Annotated in this window: 23 protein-coding genes and 1 tRNA gene; 12 read left to right on the plus strand and 12 right to left on the minus strand. The window is 58.8% G+C overall.

The genetic code is table 11. The annotated features are described in order from the left end of the window. Positions 1-57 precede the first annotated feature (57 nt). The 6 genes from SKTS_RS06475 to SKTS_RS06500 all read right to left on the minus strand — a co-directional run bounded on the left by SKTS_RS06475 (position 58) and on the right by SKTS_RS06500 (position 5,008). Entirely contained in the window at positions 58-483 is a 426-nt protein-coding gene (locus tag SKTS_RS06475; RefSeq protein WP_173061999.1) for a YdbL family probable chaperone protein, read from the minus strand. Continuing rightward, entirely contained in the window at positions 480-665 is a 186-nt protein-coding gene (locus SKTS_RS06480; RefSeq protein WP_173062002.1) for a hypothetical protein, read from the minus strand. The genes SKTS_RS06475 and SKTS_RS06480 overlap by 4 nt, the downstream gene beginning before the upstream one ends. A 10-nt stretch (positions 666-675) precedes the next feature. Then, the gene (locus SKTS_RS06485) at positions 676-2,649 is read right to left on the minus strand and encodes an AsmA family protein (RefSeq protein WP_173062005.1); all 1,974 of its coding nucleotides are present in this window, start codon (positions 2,647-2,649) and stop codon (positions 676-678) included. A 13-nt stretch (positions 2,650-2,662) separates the two neighbouring features. Then, positions 2,663-3,553: a flagellar filament capping protein FliD gene (fliD, locus tag SKTS_RS06490; RefSeq protein ID WP_173062035.1), complete on the minus strand. Its 891-nt coding sequence runs from the start codon at positions 3,551-3,553 to the stop codon at positions 2,663-2,665. Positions 3,554-3,650: 97 nt separating this feature from the next. Continuing rightward, the gene (locus SKTS_RS06495) at positions 3,651-4,214 is read right to left on the minus strand and encodes a hypothetical protein (RefSeq protein WP_173062038.1); all 564 of its coding nucleotides are present in this window, start codon (positions 4,212-4,214) and stop codon (positions 3,651-3,653) included. A gap of 95 nt (positions 4,215-4,309) precedes the next feature. Then, a complete protein-coding gene (locus tag SKTS_RS06500) occupies positions 4,310-5,008 on the minus strand; it encodes a YecA/YgfB family protein (protein WP_173062041.1) in 699 nt (232 codons plus the stop codon). A gap of 115 nt (positions 5,009-5,123) precedes the next feature. Here SKTS_RS06500 and SKTS_RS06505 point away from each other — a divergent pair, with 115 nt between their 5' ends. Further along, positions 5,124-5,564: a GNAT family N-acetyltransferase gene (locus tag SKTS_RS06505; RefSeq protein WP_173062044.1), complete on the plus strand. Its 441-nt coding sequence runs from the start codon at positions 5,124-5,126 to the stop codon at positions 5,562-5,564. A 69-nt stretch (positions 5,565-5,633) separates the two neighbouring features. Here the strand turns inward: SKTS_RS06505 and SKTS_RS06510 are convergent, their stop codons facing one another. The 4 genes from SKTS_RS06510 to SKTS_RS06525 form a co-directional block, all read right to left on the minus strand. Continuing rightward, positions 5,634-6,458, minus strand: coding sequence for an HDOD domain-containing protein (locus SKTS_RS06510; protein WP_173062047.1), 825 nt, complete (start codon positions 6,456-6,458; stop codon positions 5,634-5,636). A gap of 317 nt (positions 6,459-6,775) precedes the next feature. Further along, on the minus strand, positions 6,776-7,063 hold the full coding sequence (locus SKTS_RS06515) for a hypothetical protein (RefSeq protein ID WP_173062050.1): 288 nt from the start codon (positions 7,061-7,063) through the stop codon (positions 6,776-6,778). A 177-nt stretch (positions 7,064-7,240) separates the two neighbouring features. Continuing rightward, a tRNA-Thr gene (locus tag SKTS_RS06520) sits at positions 7,241-7,316 on the minus strand. A gap of 89 nt (positions 7,317-7,405) precedes the next feature. Continuing rightward, positions 7,406-8,320, minus strand: coding sequence for a hypothetical protein (locus tag SKTS_RS06525; protein ID WP_173062052.1), 915 nt, complete (start codon positions 8,318-8,320; stop codon positions 7,406-7,408). Positions 8,321-8,615: 295 nt separating this feature from the next. Here SKTS_RS06525 and SKTS_RS06530 point away from each other — a divergent pair, with 295 nt between their 5' ends. Continuing rightward, positions 8,616-9,356, plus strand: a complete 741-nt coding sequence (locus SKTS_RS06530; protein ID WP_173062056.1) for a cysteine peptidase family C39 domain-containing protein — start codon at positions 8,616-8,618, stop codon at positions 9,354-9,356. Further along, positions 9,343-10,206, plus strand: a complete 864-nt coding sequence (locus SKTS_RS06535) for a hypothetical protein (RefSeq protein WP_173062059.1) — start codon at positions 9,343-9,345, stop codon at positions 10,204-10,206. The genes SKTS_RS06530 and SKTS_RS06535 overlap by 14 nt, the downstream gene beginning before the upstream one ends. Here the strand turns inward: SKTS_RS06535 and SKTS_RS06540 are convergent. After that, complete coding sequence (locus SKTS_RS06540) at positions 10,183-10,557, minus strand: helix-turn-helix domain-containing protein (RefSeq protein WP_173062062.1); 375 nt, start codon at positions 10,555-10,557, stop codon at positions 10,183-10,185. The genes SKTS_RS06535 and SKTS_RS06540 overlap by 24 nt on opposite strands. Positions 10,558-10,647: 90 nt before the next feature. On the opposite strand from SKTS_RS06540, the gene SKTS_RS06545 reads away from it, so the two are divergent. The 6 genes from SKTS_RS06545 to SKTS_RS06570 all read left to right on the plus strand — a co-directional run bounded on the left by SKTS_RS06545 (position 10,648) and on the right by SKTS_RS06570 (position 16,002). Further along, on the plus strand, positions 10,648-11,688 hold the full coding sequence (locus SKTS_RS06545; RefSeq protein ID WP_173062065.1) for a lysozyme inhibitor LprI family protein: 1,041 nt from the start codon (positions 10,648-10,650) through the stop codon (positions 11,686-11,688). Then, positions 11,685-12,464, plus strand: coding sequence for an alpha/beta hydrolase (locus tag SKTS_RS06550; RefSeq protein WP_198420439.1), 780 nt, complete (start codon positions 11,685-11,687; stop codon positions 12,462-12,464). Before SKTS_RS06545 ends, SKTS_RS06550 begins: the two co-directional genes overlap by 4 nt. A gap of 193 nt (positions 12,465-12,657) precedes the next feature. Continuing rightward, positions 12,658-12,870: a methylation-associated defense system helix-turn-helix domain-containing protein MAD1 gene (gene mads1, locus SKTS_RS06555; RefSeq protein WP_244617460.1), complete on the plus strand. Its 213-nt coding sequence runs from the start codon at positions 12,658-12,660 to the stop codon at positions 12,868-12,870. Then, positions 12,867-14,366 (plus strand): DEAD/DEAH box helicase, encoded by a 1,500-nt coding sequence (locus SKTS_RS06560; protein ID WP_244617461.1) that lies wholly within the window; start codon positions 12,867-12,869, stop codon positions 14,364-14,366. The genes mads1 and SKTS_RS06560 overlap by 4 nt, the downstream gene beginning before the upstream one ends. 5 nt (positions 14,367-14,371) lie before the next feature. Continuing rightward, positions 14,372-15,130, plus strand: a complete 759-nt coding sequence (locus SKTS_RS06565; RefSeq protein WP_173062068.1) for a KilA-N domain-containing protein — start codon at positions 14,372-14,374, stop codon at positions 15,128-15,130. Continuing rightward, complete coding sequence (locus SKTS_RS06570; protein WP_173062071.1) at positions 15,130-16,002, plus strand: hypothetical protein; 873 nt, start codon at positions 15,130-15,132, stop codon at positions 16,000-16,002. The genes SKTS_RS06565 and SKTS_RS06570 overlap by 1 nt, the downstream gene beginning before the upstream one ends. Before the next feature lie 143 nt (positions 16,003-16,145). On the opposite strand, the gene SKTS_RS06575 is transcribed toward SKTS_RS06570, so the two are convergent. Beyond that, positions 16,146-17,258, minus strand: coding sequence for an aromatic ring-hydroxylating oxygenase subunit alpha (locus SKTS_RS06575; RefSeq protein ID WP_173062074.1), 1,113 nt, complete (start codon positions 17,256-17,258; stop codon positions 16,146-16,148). 200 nt (positions 17,259-17,458) lie between these two features. Here SKTS_RS06575 and SKTS_RS06580 point away from each other — a divergent pair, with 200 nt between their 5' ends. The 3 genes from SKTS_RS06580 to dxs are packed head-to-tail and all read left to right on the plus strand — an operon-like array spanning position 17,459 to position 20,449. Further along, on the plus strand, positions 17,459-17,713 hold the full coding sequence (locus SKTS_RS06580; RefSeq protein WP_173062077.1) for an exodeoxyribonuclease VII small subunit: 255 nt from the start codon (positions 17,459-17,461) through the stop codon (positions 17,711-17,713). A 16-nt stretch (positions 17,714-17,729) separates the two neighbouring features. Continuing rightward, on the plus strand, positions 17,730-18,599 hold the full coding sequence (locus SKTS_RS06585) for a polyprenyl synthetase family protein (protein WP_244617501.1): 870 nt from the start codon (positions 17,730-17,732) through the stop codon (positions 18,597-18,599). Further along, complete coding sequence (dxs, locus tag SKTS_RS06590) at positions 18,599-20,449, plus strand: 1-deoxy-D-xylulose-5-phosphate synthase (protein ID WP_173062080.1); 1,851 nt, start codon at positions 18,599-18,601, stop codon at positions 20,447-20,449. Before SKTS_RS06585 ends, dxs begins: the two co-directional genes overlap by 1 nt. Positions 20,450-20,484 lie beyond the last annotated feature (35 nt).

The following is a 20,484-nucleotide window of genomic DNA, read 5'->3' on the forward strand; positions in this document are numbered from 1 at the left end:
CCCACCGAATGCCGAAGTGGTGCAGTGTGTTACGCCTTTACCTGTATTGGGTTGGGCTTACTTCTTGGTCCAGGCGCCGCCCGGGCCCTGGTACCACCATCCCGGCGCCGCCTTGCTGATCCAGCGCTGGGCGAAGGTGGAGCGCACTTCGCTTTCCCATTCCGGGTGGCCGTTGGCGCGGGAAATTTCGCGATACAGCGCCTGACGATCCTGGTTCTCAGCAGCCACCAGCGAATTCATCGCCTGCCGTTGCGCCAGGGGCGCGGCAGCCGGGTCGCGCACCGCGACCAGCCCGTCCTGCGTCAGGCCGACCGCGCCGCTGGCGTAAAATCCGGCCAGATCGCCATGGCGCTGCTGCATGCCCTGTTTCAGGCTGGAGATGGCGGGCGTGTTGATTTCCAGGTCGGCCGCGGCATGTGCCAGCGGCGCCCAGGACAAAGCGGCGAGAAATAACAATGAAAAAAAGCGCAGGATGACGTTCATTTGGTTTCTCCTTGGGGCTGGTTCGCCTGGGGCTTGGTTCCCTGTTTCAGTTGCCAGACTTCGTCGATGATCTTGTCCGCGGCTTTTTCCGCGGCAGCAGCAGGGAAGTAGATGTTGATGGTGACGCATCCTGTCGCCACGCTGCCCAGCAGCAGGGCTAGAGCCAAAGTTGTCGTTTTCATGGTTTCCTCGCTATTGCACCACCGGTGTGGAATTGCCTTGTGTCACCCGTTGCAGGCGGGTGATCAGCTCGTCCCAACTGACGCTGGGATTGTAACCGATTACCGTAATCGCCGGTATGCCGCCGCCCTTGACGATGATGTAGCCGTTGGGCGCAGGGGCGATGCCGCCCATATGGCAGACGCCGTTTTTCAGGACGCAGGACAGGCCGAGCTGGCTGTAGCCGAACTGCTCGAAAATGCCCAGGAAGCTGCGCTGAATCGCTGCCGCCGCCCCCGCCCCGCCGAGCGAGGAAATGTTCTGCACCGCCCGCTGCGAGATCTTGCGCGGGTAGTCGCCGGGACTGCTGCGTACCGAGCCATCGAACGCCACCGGTTTCCAGTTGGACAGCTCCAGGCCCTTGACCGAAACGTCGATGCGGCCCTGCATGCTGCCGAAGGAGAAAGTGCGCGTGAGCAGGTCGAGATCGAGATTGCGCATGTCGATATTCGCCTGCAGGCGCGGCGCGGGGCCCAGCGCGTCGAGCAGCGCCAGGTCCTGGATGACTGCCGTGCCGTCGAAAGCCTTGATCAGTAACGCGCCGTCCAGTGTCAGTTTGCCCGCGTCGTAGCGTACGCGTGGCACCACCCCGGCCAGCGTGCCGTGCATCTTCGGCCAGTGCAGGGCGGCGGAAAGCTGTTCCATGGAAACGGGCGTGAGTCCGCCTTCGAATTCCCACCGCCAGCCCTGTGGCGACGAGGTGGCCTGGAAATTTTCGATACCCAGCGCGCCGCCCAGCAGCGGGATGTCCAGCCGGGGGGTGCTGAATTTCTTGTCCTGCATCTGAATGGCGGCGGTGAAGCCGCCCAGCGGCAGAGACAGGACCTGGCCGCCGCCTACGCCGAAATCGGCGGAGGTGGCCGCCTGTGCGCGCCACGGTAGTTTGAGATGAACGTCGCGCAAGGCGAAGCGGCCGTCCTTGTCCTGCAGCGCGGCGTGGTCGAGGGTCAAATCGAGCGACTGAATTTTCCCTTCGGCGAAGCGGCCGGCAATATCCATCTTGCCGCTTGCGGCAGACTTGGCCAGAGCGGTTTTCCCCAGGAAGGGCAGCGCGAAACTGCGATATAACGGGTCGAGCGCCAGTTGTGTACCCTGGAAACTTGAGGCGCTCAGCGAACGACTGGTCCTGTCCCAGCTGCCGCTGGCGCTGATATCGCCGATGGCGGGCCAGTGCAGGGAGGCTTGTGCCAGCGTGACCCGCTGCGGGTCGAGACGCCCGCGCGCCGAAAGGCGAGCCCCGCCGGTCAGGTAGAGCGGGTCCCAGTAGATTTCGCCCTGATCCCAAAGCGCTTCCCCCTGCCAAACGAGTTCCCGGTTTACTGGATGGGCTGTGAGTCGGACTTTTCCGCTGATTTTCTCGCCGGCATGAAGGCCACTGGTGTCGCTGAAAGCAATACCGGCCAGGCGCAAATCCATATCGGCGGCGAGCAAATTCGTATCGCTGCCGGAAAAGTTCAGCTTGCCGTTGATGACTCCGGCGCTCGGGGCGGGCATGTCCTGCGGCAGCCAGGTTCTGAAATGGGCGGCCTTGCCGTTGTCGATGTTGGCCGCGATGTCCCAGCGCTTTCCCCAGCGTGCCTCGACATGCCAATGTTCCCTGGCGGGGAGGGAAAGATCCAGCATCAGCTGTTTTGCGCCGGGCGCGTAACTAAAACGCACCGGCCAGCTCTGCTCCTCGGTCAGGGTGCCTTGCGTGCAGGCGATGGTGTCGCGTTCGAGGATGATTGCGGGGCAGGTCAGGCGTACGTTTTTCCAGTCATGCCCCTGGACAGATAGCTGCTTGATCGTCGCGGTAAAACGGCTGCTTTCCAGCTCGGCGGATATGCCGCTTGCCTGGAAGGTGGGCGCGGCGATGTCCTCGATATGCAAGGCAATTTGCTGCGCAAAAGCGGGCGCGGCAAGCGTGAGCATCAGGATGCCGCTTGCCGCCCTCGGTAACTGCGCCAATGGATTGCGCGGGTTAAATGGCGTAAGTCCGGTTATAAGCAGCCAGTGCCTGCGCGACCAGGCCGGTGGCCTTGGGCGCGTCGCCGGAACCGAACTCCGCCTGCAGGGACGATTCGTTGTCGGCAATGTAGTGGATGGCCCTGTTGAGGTTGTCGAGCTGGTTAGGGATAAAATTGCCGCCCGAGTTGAGCAAATTTGCCGATTTGGCAAAATTTGCACTGAATTCCTGCAGTGCGTCCACGGCACCCTGTTTGTTGCCCGCCAGGATCGCATCAAGCTTGGCGGTGTCCAGCGTGGCCAGCCCGGTATTGCGGTCGATGCTGACGCCCAGGTCTCGCAGGCCGTGCACGCCGTCCTTGGCGCCATTGAAAATATTCGCGATGCTCTGCCCCAGCTCGTAGCGGGAAACCTGTGCCGCCTGGGTGCCGGCGAGTATTCCGCCATTCTGCATGTCGGGGTCGAAACGCTGAACCCAGCCGTTGTACTGCGCGACGAAGCCCTGCAACTGGGACGCGATGCTGTCGTTGCCGGTGGCTGGCGTGATGTTGCCCAGGCTCTGGCCGGCATCCTGCATCTGCGCGACGTAGGCTTTCATCTCGCTCAGTTCCGCGAACCGGGCCTTGTAGTCGACATCGGCCTGGTTGATGACGCTCATCATCCGGAAGGCCGATTCCGGGTCGACCAGCGCCATGTTACGGCCCGGCGCCGCGACCCCGGCCACGCTGCCGTTCGCGGCCAGCCAGGACAAGGGGTCGGTCGAAACATCGTTTGCGGTTGAAAATTGGTTCATCAGCGCAGCAAAGGCGTCCTTTCCGGAATCGGGGGCCGAGCTCATGAGCGTGCCCAGGGCTTGCGAACGGAAGGTCGCGAGGTTTAAAGCGATAGAGGCGGGAGAGATGTTCATGCTACTTGCTCCATTCGGTTACGAGGCATCTGGCGATGCCTTGCCCCTGGAGGGGATGCTTGATTAGCAAGCAATAAACGCGCCCGAAACGGGGGCGTTAAAGTCTGGGGGCTTCGCGGGTGCAACCGGGCTGCGCGGCGTATTCGCTGCCATCTATGCCCGTCACGTGCATGCTGAAAGTCGTGGAGCCGTTGTCGGTGAAATAGATTCTGCGCTTCCCATCCTGGAGGATGAAGGTGCCGTAACTGGTTTTCTTCATGCGGTAGCGCTTGACGATGTCTTGTTCCAGTTTCCTGGCGACATCCTGGGCGAGCGGCGGGTTGAAGCGGATACGGATGGATTGCACGCGGTAATACCGTTCAGCCTTGGCATCCAGGTTGGCCGGGTCGTTCTGAATGATGAATTCCCCCAGCGAGCCGTCCGGAAAGGTGTAGAGCGGGGCGGAAAAGGTCGAGCTGTAGCAGGTGGGGATCGAAACCTGTTTGATGTCGGCAAAGATGGCTTTGGCGTTCAGTTCGGGGTGATCGGCGGCCGGATCGCCCAGGCAGATTTTTCCCAGGCAGTATTTTTGCGACAAGCCGAAGCCGATTGTGCTTGCGGCGAAAACGCCGGTGGTCCAAATCGCGCAGAAGAAAACAAGACTGAATCTGATTGCTCGCATCGTTAGTCGTTTCGTTATTCGATGTCCGGAGTTTTACGCATACGGTCAAACGAAGCAAGCCTTATCCGAGGGCGCGCCAATCCCGTCCGGGCAGCTCAGTGCAGGATCTTCTGGCCGCCGCAGCACTGCTTGAATTTCTTCCCGCTGCCGCAGGGGCAGAGTTCGTTGCGGCCGACCTTGGGCGTTTCCCGCTTAACCGGTGCGGGAGCGGGGTTTCGCCGGGACAGGAAGAAATTGTAGATTGACGCAACCGCGCCGGGGAGGGTGTCGGCGCATTCCTGCTGCATCTTCAGGTCTTCTTCGTCGGCGATGTAGGTTTTCCCCTTGGATTGAACGTCTTCGCGGAAGGCCCCGGAGAGGAACAGGATGGGAAAGGTCAGTTTCTTCAGCGCTTCGTTCCCGGGGCGCAGCCACTCCTGCGTCGAGAGCGCCCAGCCCAGAATGTAACCTTCGCACCAGGCCTGGTAGTCCGGCTGCGAGTCGGTAGCGGAACGCGGCTTCAAAATCAGCTTGAGGGGCTGCCCGGCAAAAAGCGCATTTGCCACGTCGTTATAAAACCGTATCAGCAAGCCCATGATTTCCTGCGCCTGTTCCGTGGACGCATATTCCGGCTTGGTGCCGATTGCATCCGGAAGCCATTTGCCGGGCGAAATGGTGTCGGGAGAACTCACCACGGCGCAGAGAAATCCCTGTAGACGGTCTAGCGAAAGCGCCTTACCCTTGAAAACAGGAGACGCCAGCGCGCTTTCAAGCTGCTTGAGTTCGACGTCGGTGATCGCGGTGGAAGATGGCATGAACGGGTACCTTAATGCTGGGTGGGACTGATTAAGAGATGAAGTTCGAAATGATAAACCCGAGTCATCGTTCCGGTGGAAATTTTGCCGTGAAATCGATAGCGGATGGCTTGGCATGAACCTGAGTTTTCGCTTCTTCCAGCTGCCGTCCCCGCTATGGCAGCCCGCCATAGGCCTGCGATATGAGGTCTTCGTGGTGGAGCAAAAGGTGCCGGAGGACCTGGAAGTCGATGCGCTCGACGATACGGCTCACCACCTGCTGGTGCAGGACGGCGATCGGAACTGTGTCGGGGTCATGCGGATTGTCGTCAAGGGCAACGTCGGAAAAATTGGCCGCGTCGCAGTGGCGCGCGAATACCGGCGCCAGGGCGTCGGCGCCGCGATGATGGAAAAGGCGCTGGCGTATTGCCGTTCCCTGGAACTGGAGTCCGTGGCCCTCGATTCACAAACCTACATCACGGCGTTTTACGAGCGCCTGGGCTTTGTTCGGGAGGGAGAAGAGTTCATGGATGCGGGTATCCCGCACGTCCACATGTCCCTCTCACTCGCGTCATAGGGCGGATGTCATGGTGTTCGTGTTGCGAAGTGGAGGAAATACGCTCCGGTGGTATAGGCTGTGGCGCTCTCAGGAAAGGGATGCCGCTTCATCGATGAGCGCGTCAAAAACATCACCCTGTTCCTCGAGCCAGTCGTGGTCGATTCCCAGGCGCTCCGCCAAATCCGGCGGCAGTGTGTTCAGCATTTCGCTGAAGGTTGAACCCATCTGGATGCCATGGGCAATTTTTACGCCGGCGTGAACGATCTGTGCCGGCAGCTCGTCATTGGCCGCTTCGTCATAGTGACCGATAGCAAACTGGATGCTCTCGGGGAAATTCCATCGCCGCGCGAGTTCCATGCCTACTTCGAAATGATTCATTCCGAAATGGTGTTGCTCGATGGCGCGTAGCTCTTTCAGGGGCTTCCCCTTGCAGGCTTCCGCCAAATTCCTCGCTGAATCCGGTAAACAAAGGTAGATCAGCAACTGGCCGATCCCGTGCATCAAACCGGCCGAGAAAAGCGTTGCGCGGTCGACATCCAGATCGCGCCCAATAATGTGAGCCAGGTTGGCCACAAGCATGCTGCTGCGCCAGAAGGCCGGCAAATCGAATCCTTCGACCTTGGGGAAGGCTCCAATCAAGGAGCTTGCGATTACCAGATTGCGAAAGGCGTTCAGGCCGATCAGTTGCACGGCATCGCCGATGCTTGCGACATTGTGTCGGGCACCGTAATAGCTGGAGTTGGCGAGGCGCAGTACCTTGGCGGCAATAACCTGGTCTTTTCCCACCAGGTCGGCCAATTGCGACACGGAAATATCCTCATTTCGCAAGCTGTTGACGACTTCCTGCATGACCTGCGGGACTTGTGGCAGCCGTATGGCGTGGGAGAAAATCTGTTCAGTGGCAGGGGTCATGCAAGCACTCCATCTTCGCCGTTCAAAATGGTCTATATGCGGATAAAGAAAAGGGCCTGCATTTCTGCAAGCCCTTGTTTCTGCTGGTGCCGATGACCGGAATCGAACTGGTGACCTTCGCATTACGAATCAGTTCCGATGGGTAGAGGGCAACGATCCAGGATACTCCCGGATCAATGAAATCAACAACTTCCAGCTTCTGCGAAGAAATTTTGTATCCTCGATTATCGCAGAATTTCATAGTCGCTGTGCCATCAGTGTGCCACGGGGCTACGCGGCAGATCAATCGGTAGACGAGATGTGCATGTTTGTGCAGCTCAGGCGAAGTCCGCGAGGTTGACGACCGGGCTCTCGTCAAGGAAGGTGTCGCGGAGCAGCGTCAACTTTTCTCGACCAAGGATCATTCGCAGTTCTGGTACTTCATGGTGTCTGTAGATCGAGCGGCAACGCTCTGCCCATCTGTGCATGATCTGGCGATAGCTGCCCTGGTTAAGAGGCTGCTCGTTGAACCACCGGCAGGCAGTCTTCCATTCAATGGCGACTGCCGCATCAAGGTACAGCGTGTCGAGTACTTGGTCAAGTTCGGCGTTGCGTGTGTTGTCCATGTGTCCTCCATCGGTTTGACTAAACGAACAGCACAAAATAGCCGTGAGACCTCGCCCAACATGCGAAATTTTCGGGGTGGGCGATGCTGAGGATGATGCGACAGGCAAGCGTGCAGCGCCGATTCCACCGCCCAAAGAAAAAGAGGCTTCCAGTGAACTGGAAGCCTCTTTTAGAGTTGGTGCCGATGACCGGAATCGAACTGGTGACCTACTCGTTACGAGTGAGTTGCTCTACCAACTGAGCTACATCGGCGTTGCATCAGCGTCATTTCTGAAGCAGTTTTCGATTGTAGCAAGGAACTCAGGATGAAGGGAAGCCCTTCGGGGCAAAGTCGCGTGTTTTCAGCGTTGCGGCCAGACCATCTCACCAACCCGACAGCACACGAACTGGTAGCGTTCCGCCACCAGTAAACCGGGGTCGTCTGCATCTTGTGTGCCGACGAAGAACAGCCATGCCTTTTCAGGCTGGTCAGACTTCCCCTTGACCTCGTCTTGGGCGATCTCGATTTCGTGCCGCAAAGTCTCGCGTTGATGCTCAGTCCAGCTCGCCCAAGCAATGCGCACGCGGTAGAACTGGCTCGGCCGCTTCTCTCCCTTCGTCCAAGTCCCCGCATCAAGCTGCCATTCGATGTGGTCCTCGTTGTTGCTCGGAGTGTTCCACCGCAGTGCGGCGTAGAACAGTCGTGTTGGCACGGACAAGGGGCGGATGCCGAAATAGCTGAGTTTGCTGAAAACAGTGGAGTAGGTCGCGCCGGGACAGCCAGGGATTCCGAGTTCCAGATGGTCTCGGTCATGCGGGTATTCCATGAAGACACGACAGATTGGCCTGATCGTCTTGACCGTGTGGCCGTGATAGCTGTCGTTGCGGGCACTGTTTGGGCGTGTGCTAGGGCGTGGGTCGGTTGCAGCACCAAGCGGCCCAGCGGTGGTTGCTGTGACCGGCCGCGTGTCTGTCAGGACAAGTTTGTTCGGAAAAGGCACGGGGAAACCGTCAGGTCTTCCAATGCGTTCGTGCTTGGCTTTGCGCACCAGTTTTTCGAGGCCATCAACGCCGCACGGCTGGACATGCTTATTGTCCATGGGCGTGAAGTACGGCCTGCGCTTGTTGATGTGCCTCTTGAACGATGCGGGGAAAACCTGAATGCCGCAGCCGGGGCATTCGTAGCCCTCCTTGTCCACGACTTCCATGTCCCAAAGCTGTTCGGCGTCGATGATTTCCCGAGAGTACTTGTCGCGTGCGCTGTCCATCAGATCCATTTCAGGTATGTGCTGAACCGATGGTAGCGAATCGGAGTTTGTCTGTCAGACCTTCCTCGCATTTCTGAGTCAAGCCGCGCTCTGGATCGACTGTCCGCCAAAGTTATATGGCGCTTGATCCGTTGGCTCAAAGACGAATAACGTGAAAAAGCGCGAACGGCCGTGCCGATCAGGCTGCGCCGATTCGTGAACCGTCGCAGCACCCTGCTGCATCACCAACCCCTTCGCTCACTTCTGTGCCAGTCGCCAGTCGGACAAATCGACTAGCGAAGCGGAGCTTTGCCATGGAGATCACATGCCTCTCAAACTCGTCACCCAAGCCAACCTCACCGACTGCGGGCTCGCCTGCGTTGCCATCGTGGCGGGCAAGTCGCTCGATGCCGTGCTGCGCGTAGCCATCAAGGAATGCGGCTATCCGAAAGACGGCCCTCACACGACCAGCGACGAAAACTTGTTCAAGCTGCTCGATCACTTCGGCATCAAGTACGGCAAGAAGCAAAAAGTTCGTACTGTCGAAGCCTTGCCGCCAGTGGCGATCTTGGAAACGCGCAAGATGCCATCAACCGGCAACTCGCATCTCGTGGTGTTCGAGCGTGCCGCAGATGGCGACGAACGTGCGCTTGACCCTGGCTGGTGGCTTAAGCAACAGGTGCGCCGTGACTGGAATCGCATCAAGCTCGACACGTTCATACCGATCCTGCTGGGCAACGAATCGGCGAGCAAGAAGGGGTCAAAGGCCACTAAGGCACCTGCTGCAGAGGTCGCCGCTGTCGAAACACAACCAGAAGTTCTCGTTGCCAGTAAATCCAAGAAGGTAAGCAAACCGAAAAAACAACCGGCAAAGACCGCTGCGAAGAAGGTCACTCCGGCCACCGACGACAGGCCAGCAAACGCCGAGGCCGTTGCCGAACCGCCATCGAACGGCCCGGCCACTGGGCTTGCCGAAGAATGGGGTGAAAACGTGGCGGCATCGGAAATCGGCGAAACCGCCATTGTGGCAGCCACCAGCGAGGACGGGAGCAATGATGCAGCTTGAGTCGTTGCTCGGCTTGCGGCTGACGAGAATCGAGGTCTGCGAGGCTTGGGGAAAGGCCTTGCCGAAACGCGATACACCTTCGTGGGGGCTGTCCGCTGCGCTTGCGATGGATTTTGGAGAAGGTGGCAATGCTGTGTCGTTGATCTGCACTTCGCCGCTGCGCTACCTGAGCCACCAGCAAGGCACCATGTTCGGCTTGGCATCGGGCACTTCCGTTTCGCTGGGGTACCGGGTTACGGTGTGCGAAAGCGCGGACGCATTGACCTTGAAGTACCTCACGACAAGCACGCAAGCTGGTGTTCCGCACTGGTCTCCATGGAGAAAGGTTGTTCAGCCCGCCATCGGCCAAATTCTCATCAATGTCGGTGTTACTGCCAACCAGAGGATGGCTCAAGGACAAGGCTGGGGTATTGAGCTGAACTTTGCGTCCGGTCAGAACCTCCGACTCAGCTATCGCGCTGATCTTGACGGTAACATTGAACTGGCCGCGCCCGGTGAAAACTTCCGCCTTGAGCAAATCACGGTTCAGCACCCAGATCAAGATTTTGGCTGGCTACATCCCGCTGCGCCGCTGAATTTCATATTGGACGATCAGGTGTGGCCCAGTGCTCAGGTTGCACATTGGCCGCACACCTTACGCAAGGCGCTGCAAAGTCATCACGAACCAGATTCGGTTTACCGCCAAACGATGCTCAGGGCATTGTTGGCGAGGTTCCGGCAGCGGCCATTGCACCTACTGCGGCTTCTGGCACTGCGCTATCCGGTACAGGTCAAAGATGTGCCGGACGGCCTGATTCAAGAGGTGGCGACTGCTCTTCGGAAAGATTCACTCGCGGGGCTTGTTCGGTGAGTGCTTCAACGGCGCTTCCGCTGGCAAACCGGGAACGTCCTCCAGCAGCTTCTTGATGCTTTTCCGCACGGAGGCCGAGGCCCGTTCATGCCGATAGATCAAGTCGGCAAGTTCGTCGCTCTCCGCGTAAAAGTACGCAACTGGCACACCCAGTTCCCTTGCGATGTTCCGCACCGTCAGCAAGTCAGGCCGATGAATGCCCGTTTCATATCGGTTGATCCGTGCATTCGCAGCGGACTCGTCAAGACCAATGCCGACACCGAGTTTTCTTTGAGAAAGGGCAGCCGCAAGCCGGGCTCTTCTGAGCCTTGCTCCCCACTGCTGATCCAACTCGGACGGTTCTCGTTTCATGTGCTACGAGATTCGTCTATATTCCATTCGTGTACTAGTTCGACTTTCGTATCAGTTAATCAGCCAACTCCCAGAAAGAGGCAATTGCAAATGCATTCCAAACGGAAAAATAAATCGCTTACCCACGTGGCCGTCATTGCGGCAACCGCCTGCCTATTGGCTGCGTGTTCATCCAAGCCTGAAACGGCGGATATTCAGAAAGACCTCGCCGAGGTCTATGCCTGCCCCATCATTGAGTTGTCCGACGTGAAGAAGGTTGACGGCGCGGATGTCGGCGGCAAGCTCTACGACGTGGCATTTACGCACACGGTGTCGATCAAAGGCGGCAAGGAGGCTGCGGCCAAGCTGTTTGCCGAATGGTCATTCCTGCTCAGCCAGGTTAAGCCTGCGCAACTGGAATACGAGCACATCGAGGACGAGGTTGCCCGTCGCAACTCAGCCTTGCGCTACAACTCCGGCGTGGTCACTGGTGAGACCAAGGACGATCCCGCCGTGAAGGCGGCATTTGAGCGCGTGCAGCAGATGCGCAGTCGAATGGTCGCCATCATGCCCTGCGAAAACATGGAGGTCGTCACCCGCCTGCACAGCATGCGCGGCACTGCAGAGGAGGCCGTCAACTCAGGGCAGCAGCAAATCCCCGTACCCATTGCCATCAAGATCAGCGGCAGTGGTCGCATGGGCAAGGCCGAGAGTGGCTGGCACTTCACCGGCATGCCAAACCTGACCATGGTGGAAATCGTCAGCAGTGAACCGATGACCTACCCCAGCTTCAAGCCGCTGATTGCTCCCCCGCAAGCGCCGACCGCAGCCGAACTTGACCCACCTCCGGCGAAGTTGGCGGCAGTCGATGCCACGCCCAGCGATGCCGCATCGGCCCCAGTGCCACAAGGCCCCAGCTTTGACTGTGCCAAGGCCACCACACAGATCGAAAAGATGATCTGCGCCGACCCCAAACTTGCGCAGGCGGATGCCGCCACGGTGGCGCTGTACAAGACCGCCCTTGCCGCATCCGTCAATCCTGATGGTTTCAAACAAGGTCAGACCAATTGGCGCAAGAACGTCCGTGATGCGTGCGCCGATGCAGCGTGCCTGAGCCGGGCCTATCAAGAGCGCCAGAGGGAACTCAAATGAGCATGGGCCTTCGCAGTTTGCTTATAAGCATCGTGCTGGCCTTGGTCAGCCTGACTGGCCATGCAGAAGGCACGTTGTTCAAGGTGCCAACCCGACCAGACGTGAAGACCACGCTGTTTTGGGAGCCGGTGGCGGGAGCCAAAGCCACCGTGTTCTTGTTTCCGGGCGGCGGCGGTGGGTTCGGCAAGGTTGAAGATGGCAAGCCGACCAGCAACAACTTCCTGGTGCGGTCTGCTCCGTACTTCACTGCCAATGGGTTCAACGTGGCGATTTTTGGCAGGCCCAGCGATTCGGAAGACCTGGATTACGCCGACCGCATCAGCGATACCCACATGGCCGACGTGCGCAAGGTGCTGGACTTCGTGAAAACCCAGAGCGGCGCGGCGCTCTGGATTGTCGGCACCAGCCGGGGCACGATCTCCGCCGCCGCGACCGCCATCCATGCACAGGGTGACATTGCCGGACTGGTGTTGACTTCCAGCGTGGTCAACTACAAGAAAGCCGGTGCGGTGCCAAAGCAAGACTTGGCGGCGATTAAGGTTCCGGTGCTGGTGTTCCACCACAGCAAGGATGCCTGCATTCATTGCCGACCGGACGAGGTGCCTGCCGCCTTCAAGGGGTTCCGCAATGCACCGGTCAAGAAATTAATCTTTGTTGATGGCGGGGCAAACCCAACTGGCGACGTGTGCGCTGGGCAACACTGGCACGGGTTCATCGGAATGGAGAAAGAGGCTGTCGCTACGATCTCTGACTGGATCAACAACCCCGCAAACTGAGCCCGCTGCGAGCCGAAACGCCCTCCCATCAAGGGAGGCGTTTCGGCTCTGCCTTTTTTGGGTATATGTTTCACAAGCACATCGGCTGATTCCGGTCATAATCAATCCTATTCGCCACTATTCGTCTCTAACCGGATTCCTTTGTGTTTCGGCATGTGAGATCATTAGCGTAACCCAGTTGCATAACAAGTAGATGGAAAAGCCCGCCATGACAGACCGTTGGTTGTCGGTTGAAGAAATCGCTGAATACCTCGGCGTGAGCAAAGACACCGTCTACGCATGGATTGCGAAGAAGGGCATGCCTGCACATCGCGTCGGCCGCCCATGGAAGTTTCAGCGGGACGAAGTTGATGCTTGGGTGAAGGCAGGTGGTGCCAATGACAACAAGACGGGAGGCGAGGTTTGACGCCACCGATTCAGCCAGATCAGGACACTGCGCCAGCGTATAGCTCTCACCAGCTCGCCTACTTTGCACACCAACTCACCCGCCGCGCCGCTTCGGATTCCATGGATCGCATGGCTGGGGCATTGTTGGATGCGCAAGTTGATCTGAACCCACACCAGATCGACGCGGCACTGTTCGCCACGAGCAACCCACTGTCGAAGGGTTCGATCCTTGCCGACGAAGTTGGTCTTGGTAAGACCATTGAGGCGGGGCTTCTCATTGCCCAACGCTGGGCAGAGCGCAAGCGCCGCATCCTCGTGATTGCTCCGGCCAATCTCCGCAAACAGTGGCACCAAGAGTTGGCCGATAAATTCGGAATCTCAGCAGCAGTGCTTGAAGCCAAGTCTTACAAGCAGTCCGTCAAGGATGGTGCCAGCAACCCCTTTGAGGCGCCTTGCGTGCTCATTACTTCTTACCAGTTCGCTTGCGGCAAAGCCAAAGAGGTTCAGGCGGTGCCATGGGACTTGGTGGTTATCGACGAAGCACACCGCCTGCGCAATGTCTACAAGCCAGATAACAAGATGGCTCGCACGCTGAAGGATGCATTGATCTCCGCACCCAAAGTGCTGCTGACTGCCACGCCGCTGCAAAACTCACTGCTGGAGTTGTATGGCCTCGTGAGCTTTGTCGATGAAAAGGTCTTTGGTGATCTGGACAGCTTCCGCAGCCAATTCGGTTCGGTCAAAGATGCCGCTAGCTTCGATGCCCTCAAGCGTCGTATCGAACCGGTCTGCAAACGCACTTTGCGGCGTCAGGTCGAGGCCTATGTCAAATACACCAAGCGGATTCCGTTACTCCAAGAATTCGTGCCCGGTGCGGATGAAACCGACCTCTATAACCTTGTTTCCGATTACCTCCAGCGTGACTCTTTGTTCGCGTTGCCCAACAGCCAGCGGCAACTGATTACTCTGGTGCTACGCAAGCTGCTGGCCTCCAGCACGTTTGCCATTGCCGGGGCGTTGGAATCACTCGCCAAACGCCTGCGGCAAACACTGGACGAAAAGTCGGCTAGTCTCGATCTGACCGAAGAGCTTGACCAGGACTTTGAAGGCTTGGACGAACTGGCTGAAGAAATCGACCGTTTGGAAGAGCAAGAAGCTCAAGCGGGAAAGAAGTCCAAGACCGAACAGGAAATTCTGGCCATCAAGGCGGAAATCATCGAACTTGAATCGTTTCGAGACCTTGCTGTTTCGATCACCGAAAACGCCAAGGGCTTGGCCTTGTTGCAGGCTCTCAAAGTTGCATTCGAGAAGTTGCATGAACTTGGTGCTGCTCAGAAGGCCATCATCTTCACCGAGTCCCGTCGCACGCAAGACTACCTGCTGTCCTTGCTGGCCAAGACGCCTTTCGCTCCGGGTGTCGTGTTGTTCAACGGCACCAACAACGATGCTCGATCCAAGGAGGTGTACGCCGACTGGATGAAGAAACATGCGGGCACCGACCGTACATCTCGTTGACCGACATGGTGAGGAACTTCGATGGCGGCAGCGCCCTGATTGAGCAATGGCTCAAGAACAAGGACACCGTGCTGTTCTTGGGCGTGTGGGAGCAACTCAACAACTCCGGGTTTAATTCCCTCGAATTCGAGGGAATTAAAAACGAGGCGGGGCGAAATAGCTTCTTCCTGTCGGCCAAGAAGTGGATCGAGGCCACCGGTGCCATCGGCCTGCATGCCAAGGCAGGGCGGTACGGCGGAACCTTTGCCCACAAGGACATCGCTTTCGAGTTCGGTTCATGGCTCAGCCCGGAATTCAAGCTCTACCTCATCAAGGAATTCCAGCGCCTCAAGGATGAAGAATCCCGCGCCACTTCCTTAGAGTGGAGTTTTCAGCGTACCTTGGCGAAGGTCAATTACAAGATTCACACCGATGCCATCAAGGAGCGGCTGATCCCGCCGCTTCTCACGCCTACGCAGACCGGCATCATCTACGCCAGCGAAGCCGACTTGCTCAATGTCGCCTTGTTCGGCATCACGGCGGCCCAGTGGCGGCAGGCCAATGCAGACCAGAGCGGCAACATGCGGGACGCTGCCACCCTTGAACAACTGGTGGTGTTGTCAAATCTCGAAAGCATCAATGCGGTGCTGATTCATCAAGGGCTGGCCCCGCCGGAGCGGCTGGCGCAGTTGAACGCCATTGCCATCACGCAGATGCGTTCGCTGGTGGGCTTCAGTGAAATCAAGCAACTGAGTGGCCCCAAGGCCGGCAAGGGGCGTGCTTGATGCCTGCGCTCGCCACCAACTTCCTGAATATTCTCAAAGACAAACTTGAGAAGGACTTCATCCCGCACTTGCCTGAACTTCTCAACAAGGAGCGGCCGAAAGCAGACCAGGACAAGAAGCAGCTTTCCCGAGCCTTCAGTGGTTTCGTCCTGCACAAGATGTTGAACGTTGGCATTACCGACGCGGCAAAGTCCGTGGTCGATGACTTCGATGACAACGGCCTTGATGCCATCCACTACGAGGCCACGAGCAAGACGCTCTATCTTGTGCAGACCAAGTTCCGTGAACGAGAGCAGTTCGACGAGGGCGATGCCATCCGTTTCCGCAGCGGTGCCGACCTGTTGCTGGGTCAGCGTTACGACAGATTCAACGCCAACGTCCAGTGCCGTAAGGATGAATTGGATGATGCCTTCGATGAAGCTGAGCGCATTCAATTGGTTGTGGCCTACATCGGCACCGGCTTTTCGGTGCATGCCAATGCTGCGCTCAAGGAGCTGGGTGCGTACCTCCTTGGGCTTGAGCGGGATCAGTACCCGGTCGCGGTATTCCTCAAGCATCTCGCGCACGGTATGGCGCTGAGCAATTGCATGGGGCATGTAGCGCCCAGCACGCAGCTCTGTTTCAACCTGCTGCGCCCACTGCTTTGCGAGCGTTTTAGTGTCAAACGACTTGGTCTGAGGCGGGAAGCCCTTGAGGCGAATTTGGACGTGATATGCCTTCTTGCCGTTGGCGTCGATGCGTTCTCGAATGCTGGCCATATGTTCCTCCCTTCACGCTTGCGGCTTCGGGATGGCACATGGCGCATCGAATTCGACTGTCCTGGCGTGGCGTTGTGTTTCGTGGTGACTGTGCCACGAGTGTGCCAGAAATAAAAAATCACGTCGATTGACGTGCTTAAGTGCTTGATTTTGCTTGTGTTTTTCAGATTTGGCGAGCAACATTACGAATGCGCTGCTCTACCAACTGAGCTACATCGGCAACGCTGCGCATTATATAACGAAAAATTTTGCCGCGGCTATTTCCCGCCCAGATGCGGCTCCAGATGGCGGCGCATGAACTCGTGGAAATGCACCATGCCGTCTTCCATGGGCGACTGGTAGGGGCCCATTTCGTTGATGCCCTGGCGGTGCAGCTCGCGTCGGCCGTCGTCCATGCGCTGGCAGATGTCCTCGTCCTCGACGGCGGTTTCCTTGTAGGCGGCTTGTTCCGCCTCGACGAATTCGCGCTCGAATAGCGCGATGTCTTCCGGGTAATAGAATTCGACCACGTTGGTGCAGGTCAGGGGGCCGGTCGGGACGATGAAGCTGATCACCAGCACGTGGGGGTACCACTCGATCATGATGTTGGGGTAGTACACCAGCCAGATCGCGCCTTTGGTGGGGGCCTTGCCCGCGCCGTATTTGAGCACCTGTTCCTGCCAGCGCTGGTACACCGGGCTGCCCGAGTGGGTCAGGGCATCCTTGATGCCTACAGTCTGCACGCTGTAGCGCTCGCCGAATTCCCATTTCAGTTCGTCGCAGTTGACGAAGCTGCCGAGGCCGGGATGGAACGGCACCACATGGTAGTCTTCCAGGTAGACTTCGATGAAGGTTTTCCAGTTGAAGTTGTAGTGGTCCACCATCACCCGGTCCAGCATGTAGCCGGAAAAATCCAGGTCCTGCATCACGCCCATGTTTTTCAGGTCTTGCGCCACGTCGCGTTCGCCGGTGAACAGCATGCCGTTCCAGTTCTGCAGCGGTGTCTTGCCCAGATCGAGGCAGGGGTTGCCGGGGAAATGAGGCGCACCGATGAGCTTTCCGCCCATGTCGTAAGTCCAGCGGTGCAGCGGACAGACGATGTTCTTGGCCTGGCCGCGCCCTTTCAGCATGATGGCCTGGCGGTGGCGGCAGATGTTGGAAAGCAATTCCACGCCTTGTTCGGTGCGCACCAGTGCCTTGGCATTGTTCATCCATTCCAGCGACTGGAAATCGCCCACGTTGGGCACCATCAACTCGTGGCCGACATAGTTCGCGCCACCGGCGAAAAAGAGTTGCTGCTCGATATCGTAAATCCGCTGGTCGATGTACCAGTCGACCGGCAGTTGCGGCGAGGTCTTGAGCAGCGCGGAGGTGTTGGCCAAATCAGTCATACAACGACCCTGTGACGAAATAAGTTTGAGCCTTGTCAGGCTTCGCATGAGGCGTCGCCAGAACGTTCAAAAAAGTCGATCATTTTGTGCCAATTTGGCCTCCGGCGCAATATTCCGGTAAAATCGTCAGATTCAGTCAATTGACTATCTTTCCCTCCCCAGGGTTAGACTTTTTTACTATTTTCACAACCTGACTCCCAATGACCAAGCCTGCAAAAACGGCCTCACCAAAGAGCTTCGAAAGTGCCCTGACCGAACTGGAGCAGGTCGTCGCTGCCATGGAGGCGGGCCAGATGCCGCTGGAGCAGTCGCTCACTGCCTATCAGCGCGGCATGGAACTGCTCAAATACTGTCAGGTGGCCCTGCAGGATGCGCAGCAACAGGTGAAAGTTCTCGAGGCGGGTTCCTTGATTGATTTTAATGCGGACGGTGGCGATTCCAGTGCAAGCGAATAACGATTTTCAGGATTGGATGCGGCAGCGCCAGATGCGCATGGAAGCCGTGCTGGAACAGCTGTTGCCGGCGCCGGAACTGGCGCCGCAGCGCCTCCATCAGGCGATGCGCTATGCGGCCCTGGGCGGCGGCAAGCGGGTGCGTCCGCTGCTGGCTTATGCCGCCGGCGAGTTGGGCGGCGCGCCGGTAGAACGGGTGGAAACCGTGGCGGCGGCGGTGGAACTGATCCACGTTTATTCCCTGGTGCACGACGACCTGCCGTGCATGGACGATGACGACCTGCGGCGCGGCAAGCCGACCTGCCACGTGCAGTTCGACGAGGCCACCGCCCTGCTGGTAGGCGACAGCCTGCAAAGTCTCGCCTTTCAGCTTGTCGCGGAACGTACCATCGCCCACAGCGCGGCATTGCAGCTGGAGTTGGTCAGGATGCTGGCGCTCGCCGCCGGTTCGCGCGGCATGGCCGGCGGGCAGGCGATCGACCTCGACTCGGTCGGCAAGAGCCTGACGCAGACCGAGCTCGAGTTCATGCACATGCACAAGACCGGCGCCCTGATTCGCGCTGCCGTGCTGCTCGGGGCGCATTGCGGCGATGGCTTGGAGGCCGAACACCTGGATGCGATCAATCATTACGCCAAGTGCGTCGGCCTGGCATTCCAGGTGGTGGACGACATTCTCGATGTGGAAGCCAGTACCGCGACCCTGGGTAAGACCGCCGGCAAGGATGCGGAGAATAACAAGCCGACCTATGTCAGCATTCTCGGGCTGAGCGATGCGCGCAACCTGGCGCAAGAACTGCACCAGAATGCACTTTCTGCACTGACCGGTTTCGGCGATAAGGCGCGCAGGCTGGTGCAACTCGCCGATTTCATCGTGCGGCGCCAGTCCTGATGTACCAGTTGCTCGATGCGATAGACAACCCGGAACAGTTGCGCGCGCTGGACCGCAGGCAGTTGCCGCAGCTCGCTGCAGAGTTACGTGCTTTCCTGATCGAAAGCGTGTCTCGTACCGGCGGTCATCTTTCTTCCAACCTGGGAACGGTGGAACTGACCATCGCGCTGCATTACGTGTTCAATACGCCCTCCGACCGTCTGGTATGGGATGTCGGGCATCAGACCTACCCGCACAAGATTCTCACCGGCCGGCGCGCAGCCATGGCCAACCTGCGCCAGCTGGGCGGCATCGCCGGCTTTCCGCGCCGCGACGAGAGTCCCTTCGACGCGTTCGGCGCCGGGCATTCCAGCACTTCCATCAGCGCCGCGCTGGGCATGGCCGTGGCGGCCAAGCAGCAGGGCACCGACCGGCGCGCCGTGGCCATCATCGGCGACGGCGCCATGACCGCCGGCATGGCGTTCGAGGCGCTCAACAACGCCGGGACCATGGACGCCAACTTGCTGGTCATTCTCAACGACAACGACATGTCGATTTCGCCCAACGTGGGCGCGCTCAACAACTACCTCGCCAAGCTCATGTCGGGACGTTTCTACGCGGCCGCCCGGCGCGCCAGCAAAAAAGTGCTGGGCGGCGTTGCTCCGCCGATCTGGGAGCTGGCCAAACGCGCCGAGGAACACATGAAGGGCATGGTGATTCCCGGTACCTTGTTCGAGGAATTCGGCTTCAATTACATCGGACCGATCGACGGTCACGATCTCGACGTGCTGATCCCCACGTTGAGCAATATCCAGCAGCTGGAGGGGCCGCAGTTCCTGCACGTGGTGACGCAGAAGGGCAAGGGCTTCAAGTTCGCTGAAGAGGATCCGTGCCTCTATCACGGCGTGGCCAAATTCGACCCGGAAGATGGCGTGCTGGGCAGCAAACCGGGCAGCCGCAAGACCTATACCCAGGTTTTCGGCGACTGGTTGTGCGACATGGCCGCAGCGGATTCGCGCCTGGTGGGCATCACCCCCGCGATGCGCGAGGGCTCGGGCATGGTGAAATTCTCCGAGGATTTCCCCGCGCGCTATTTCGATGTCGGGATCGCCGAGCAGCACGCCGTGACTTTCGCCGCCGGGCTGGCCTGCGAAGGGCTGAAGCCGGTGGTGGCGATTTATTCTACTTTCCTGCAGCGCGCCTACGACCAGCTGGTTCACGATGTGGCGCTGCAGAACCTGCCCGTTCTCTTCGCCATCGACCGCGCCGGGCTGGTGGGGGCGGATGGCCCGACCCATGCCGGCAGCTTCGACCTTTCATTTTTGCGCTGCATCCCCAATATGGTGGTGATGGCGCCGAGCGACGAAAACGAATGCCGCCAGATGCTCTACACCGCTTTTCAGCTCGATCAGCCCACTGCGGTGCGCTACCCGCGCGGCAGCGGCGACGGCGTGGCAATTGCCGAGGAAATGACCGCCCTGCCGGTGGGGCGGGGCGAGATGCGCCGTCAGGGCGAGAAAATCGCCATCCTGGCGTTCGGCAGCATGCTGACGCCGGCGCTGCAGGCGGCCGAAGAACTGAACGCCAGCGTGGCCAACATGCGCTTCGTCAAGCCGCTGGACGATGCGCTGGTCAAGGAGCTCGCGGCCAGCCATCGGCTGCTGGTGACGGTCGAGGAAAACGCCGTCATGGGCGGAGCCGGCAGCGCAGTGGCCGAGAGCCTGGACCAGCAGGGGATTACCATTTCCTTGTTGCAGCTCGGCTTGCCCGACCAGTTCGTCGAACAGGGCGATCACGCCGTATTGCTGAAGATGTGCGGCCTCGACAAGGATGGACTGGTGCGATCCATCAGAAAATTATTACCCGAGTAGTTTACTCGGATATTGGAAGCGGTTATACTGGCGCA

Source organism: Sulfurimicrobium lacus (genome assembly GCF_011764585.1).
GTDB lineage: Bacteria > Pseudomonadota > Gammaproteobacteria > Burkholderiales > Sulfuricellaceae > Sulfurimicrobium > Sulfurimicrobium lacus.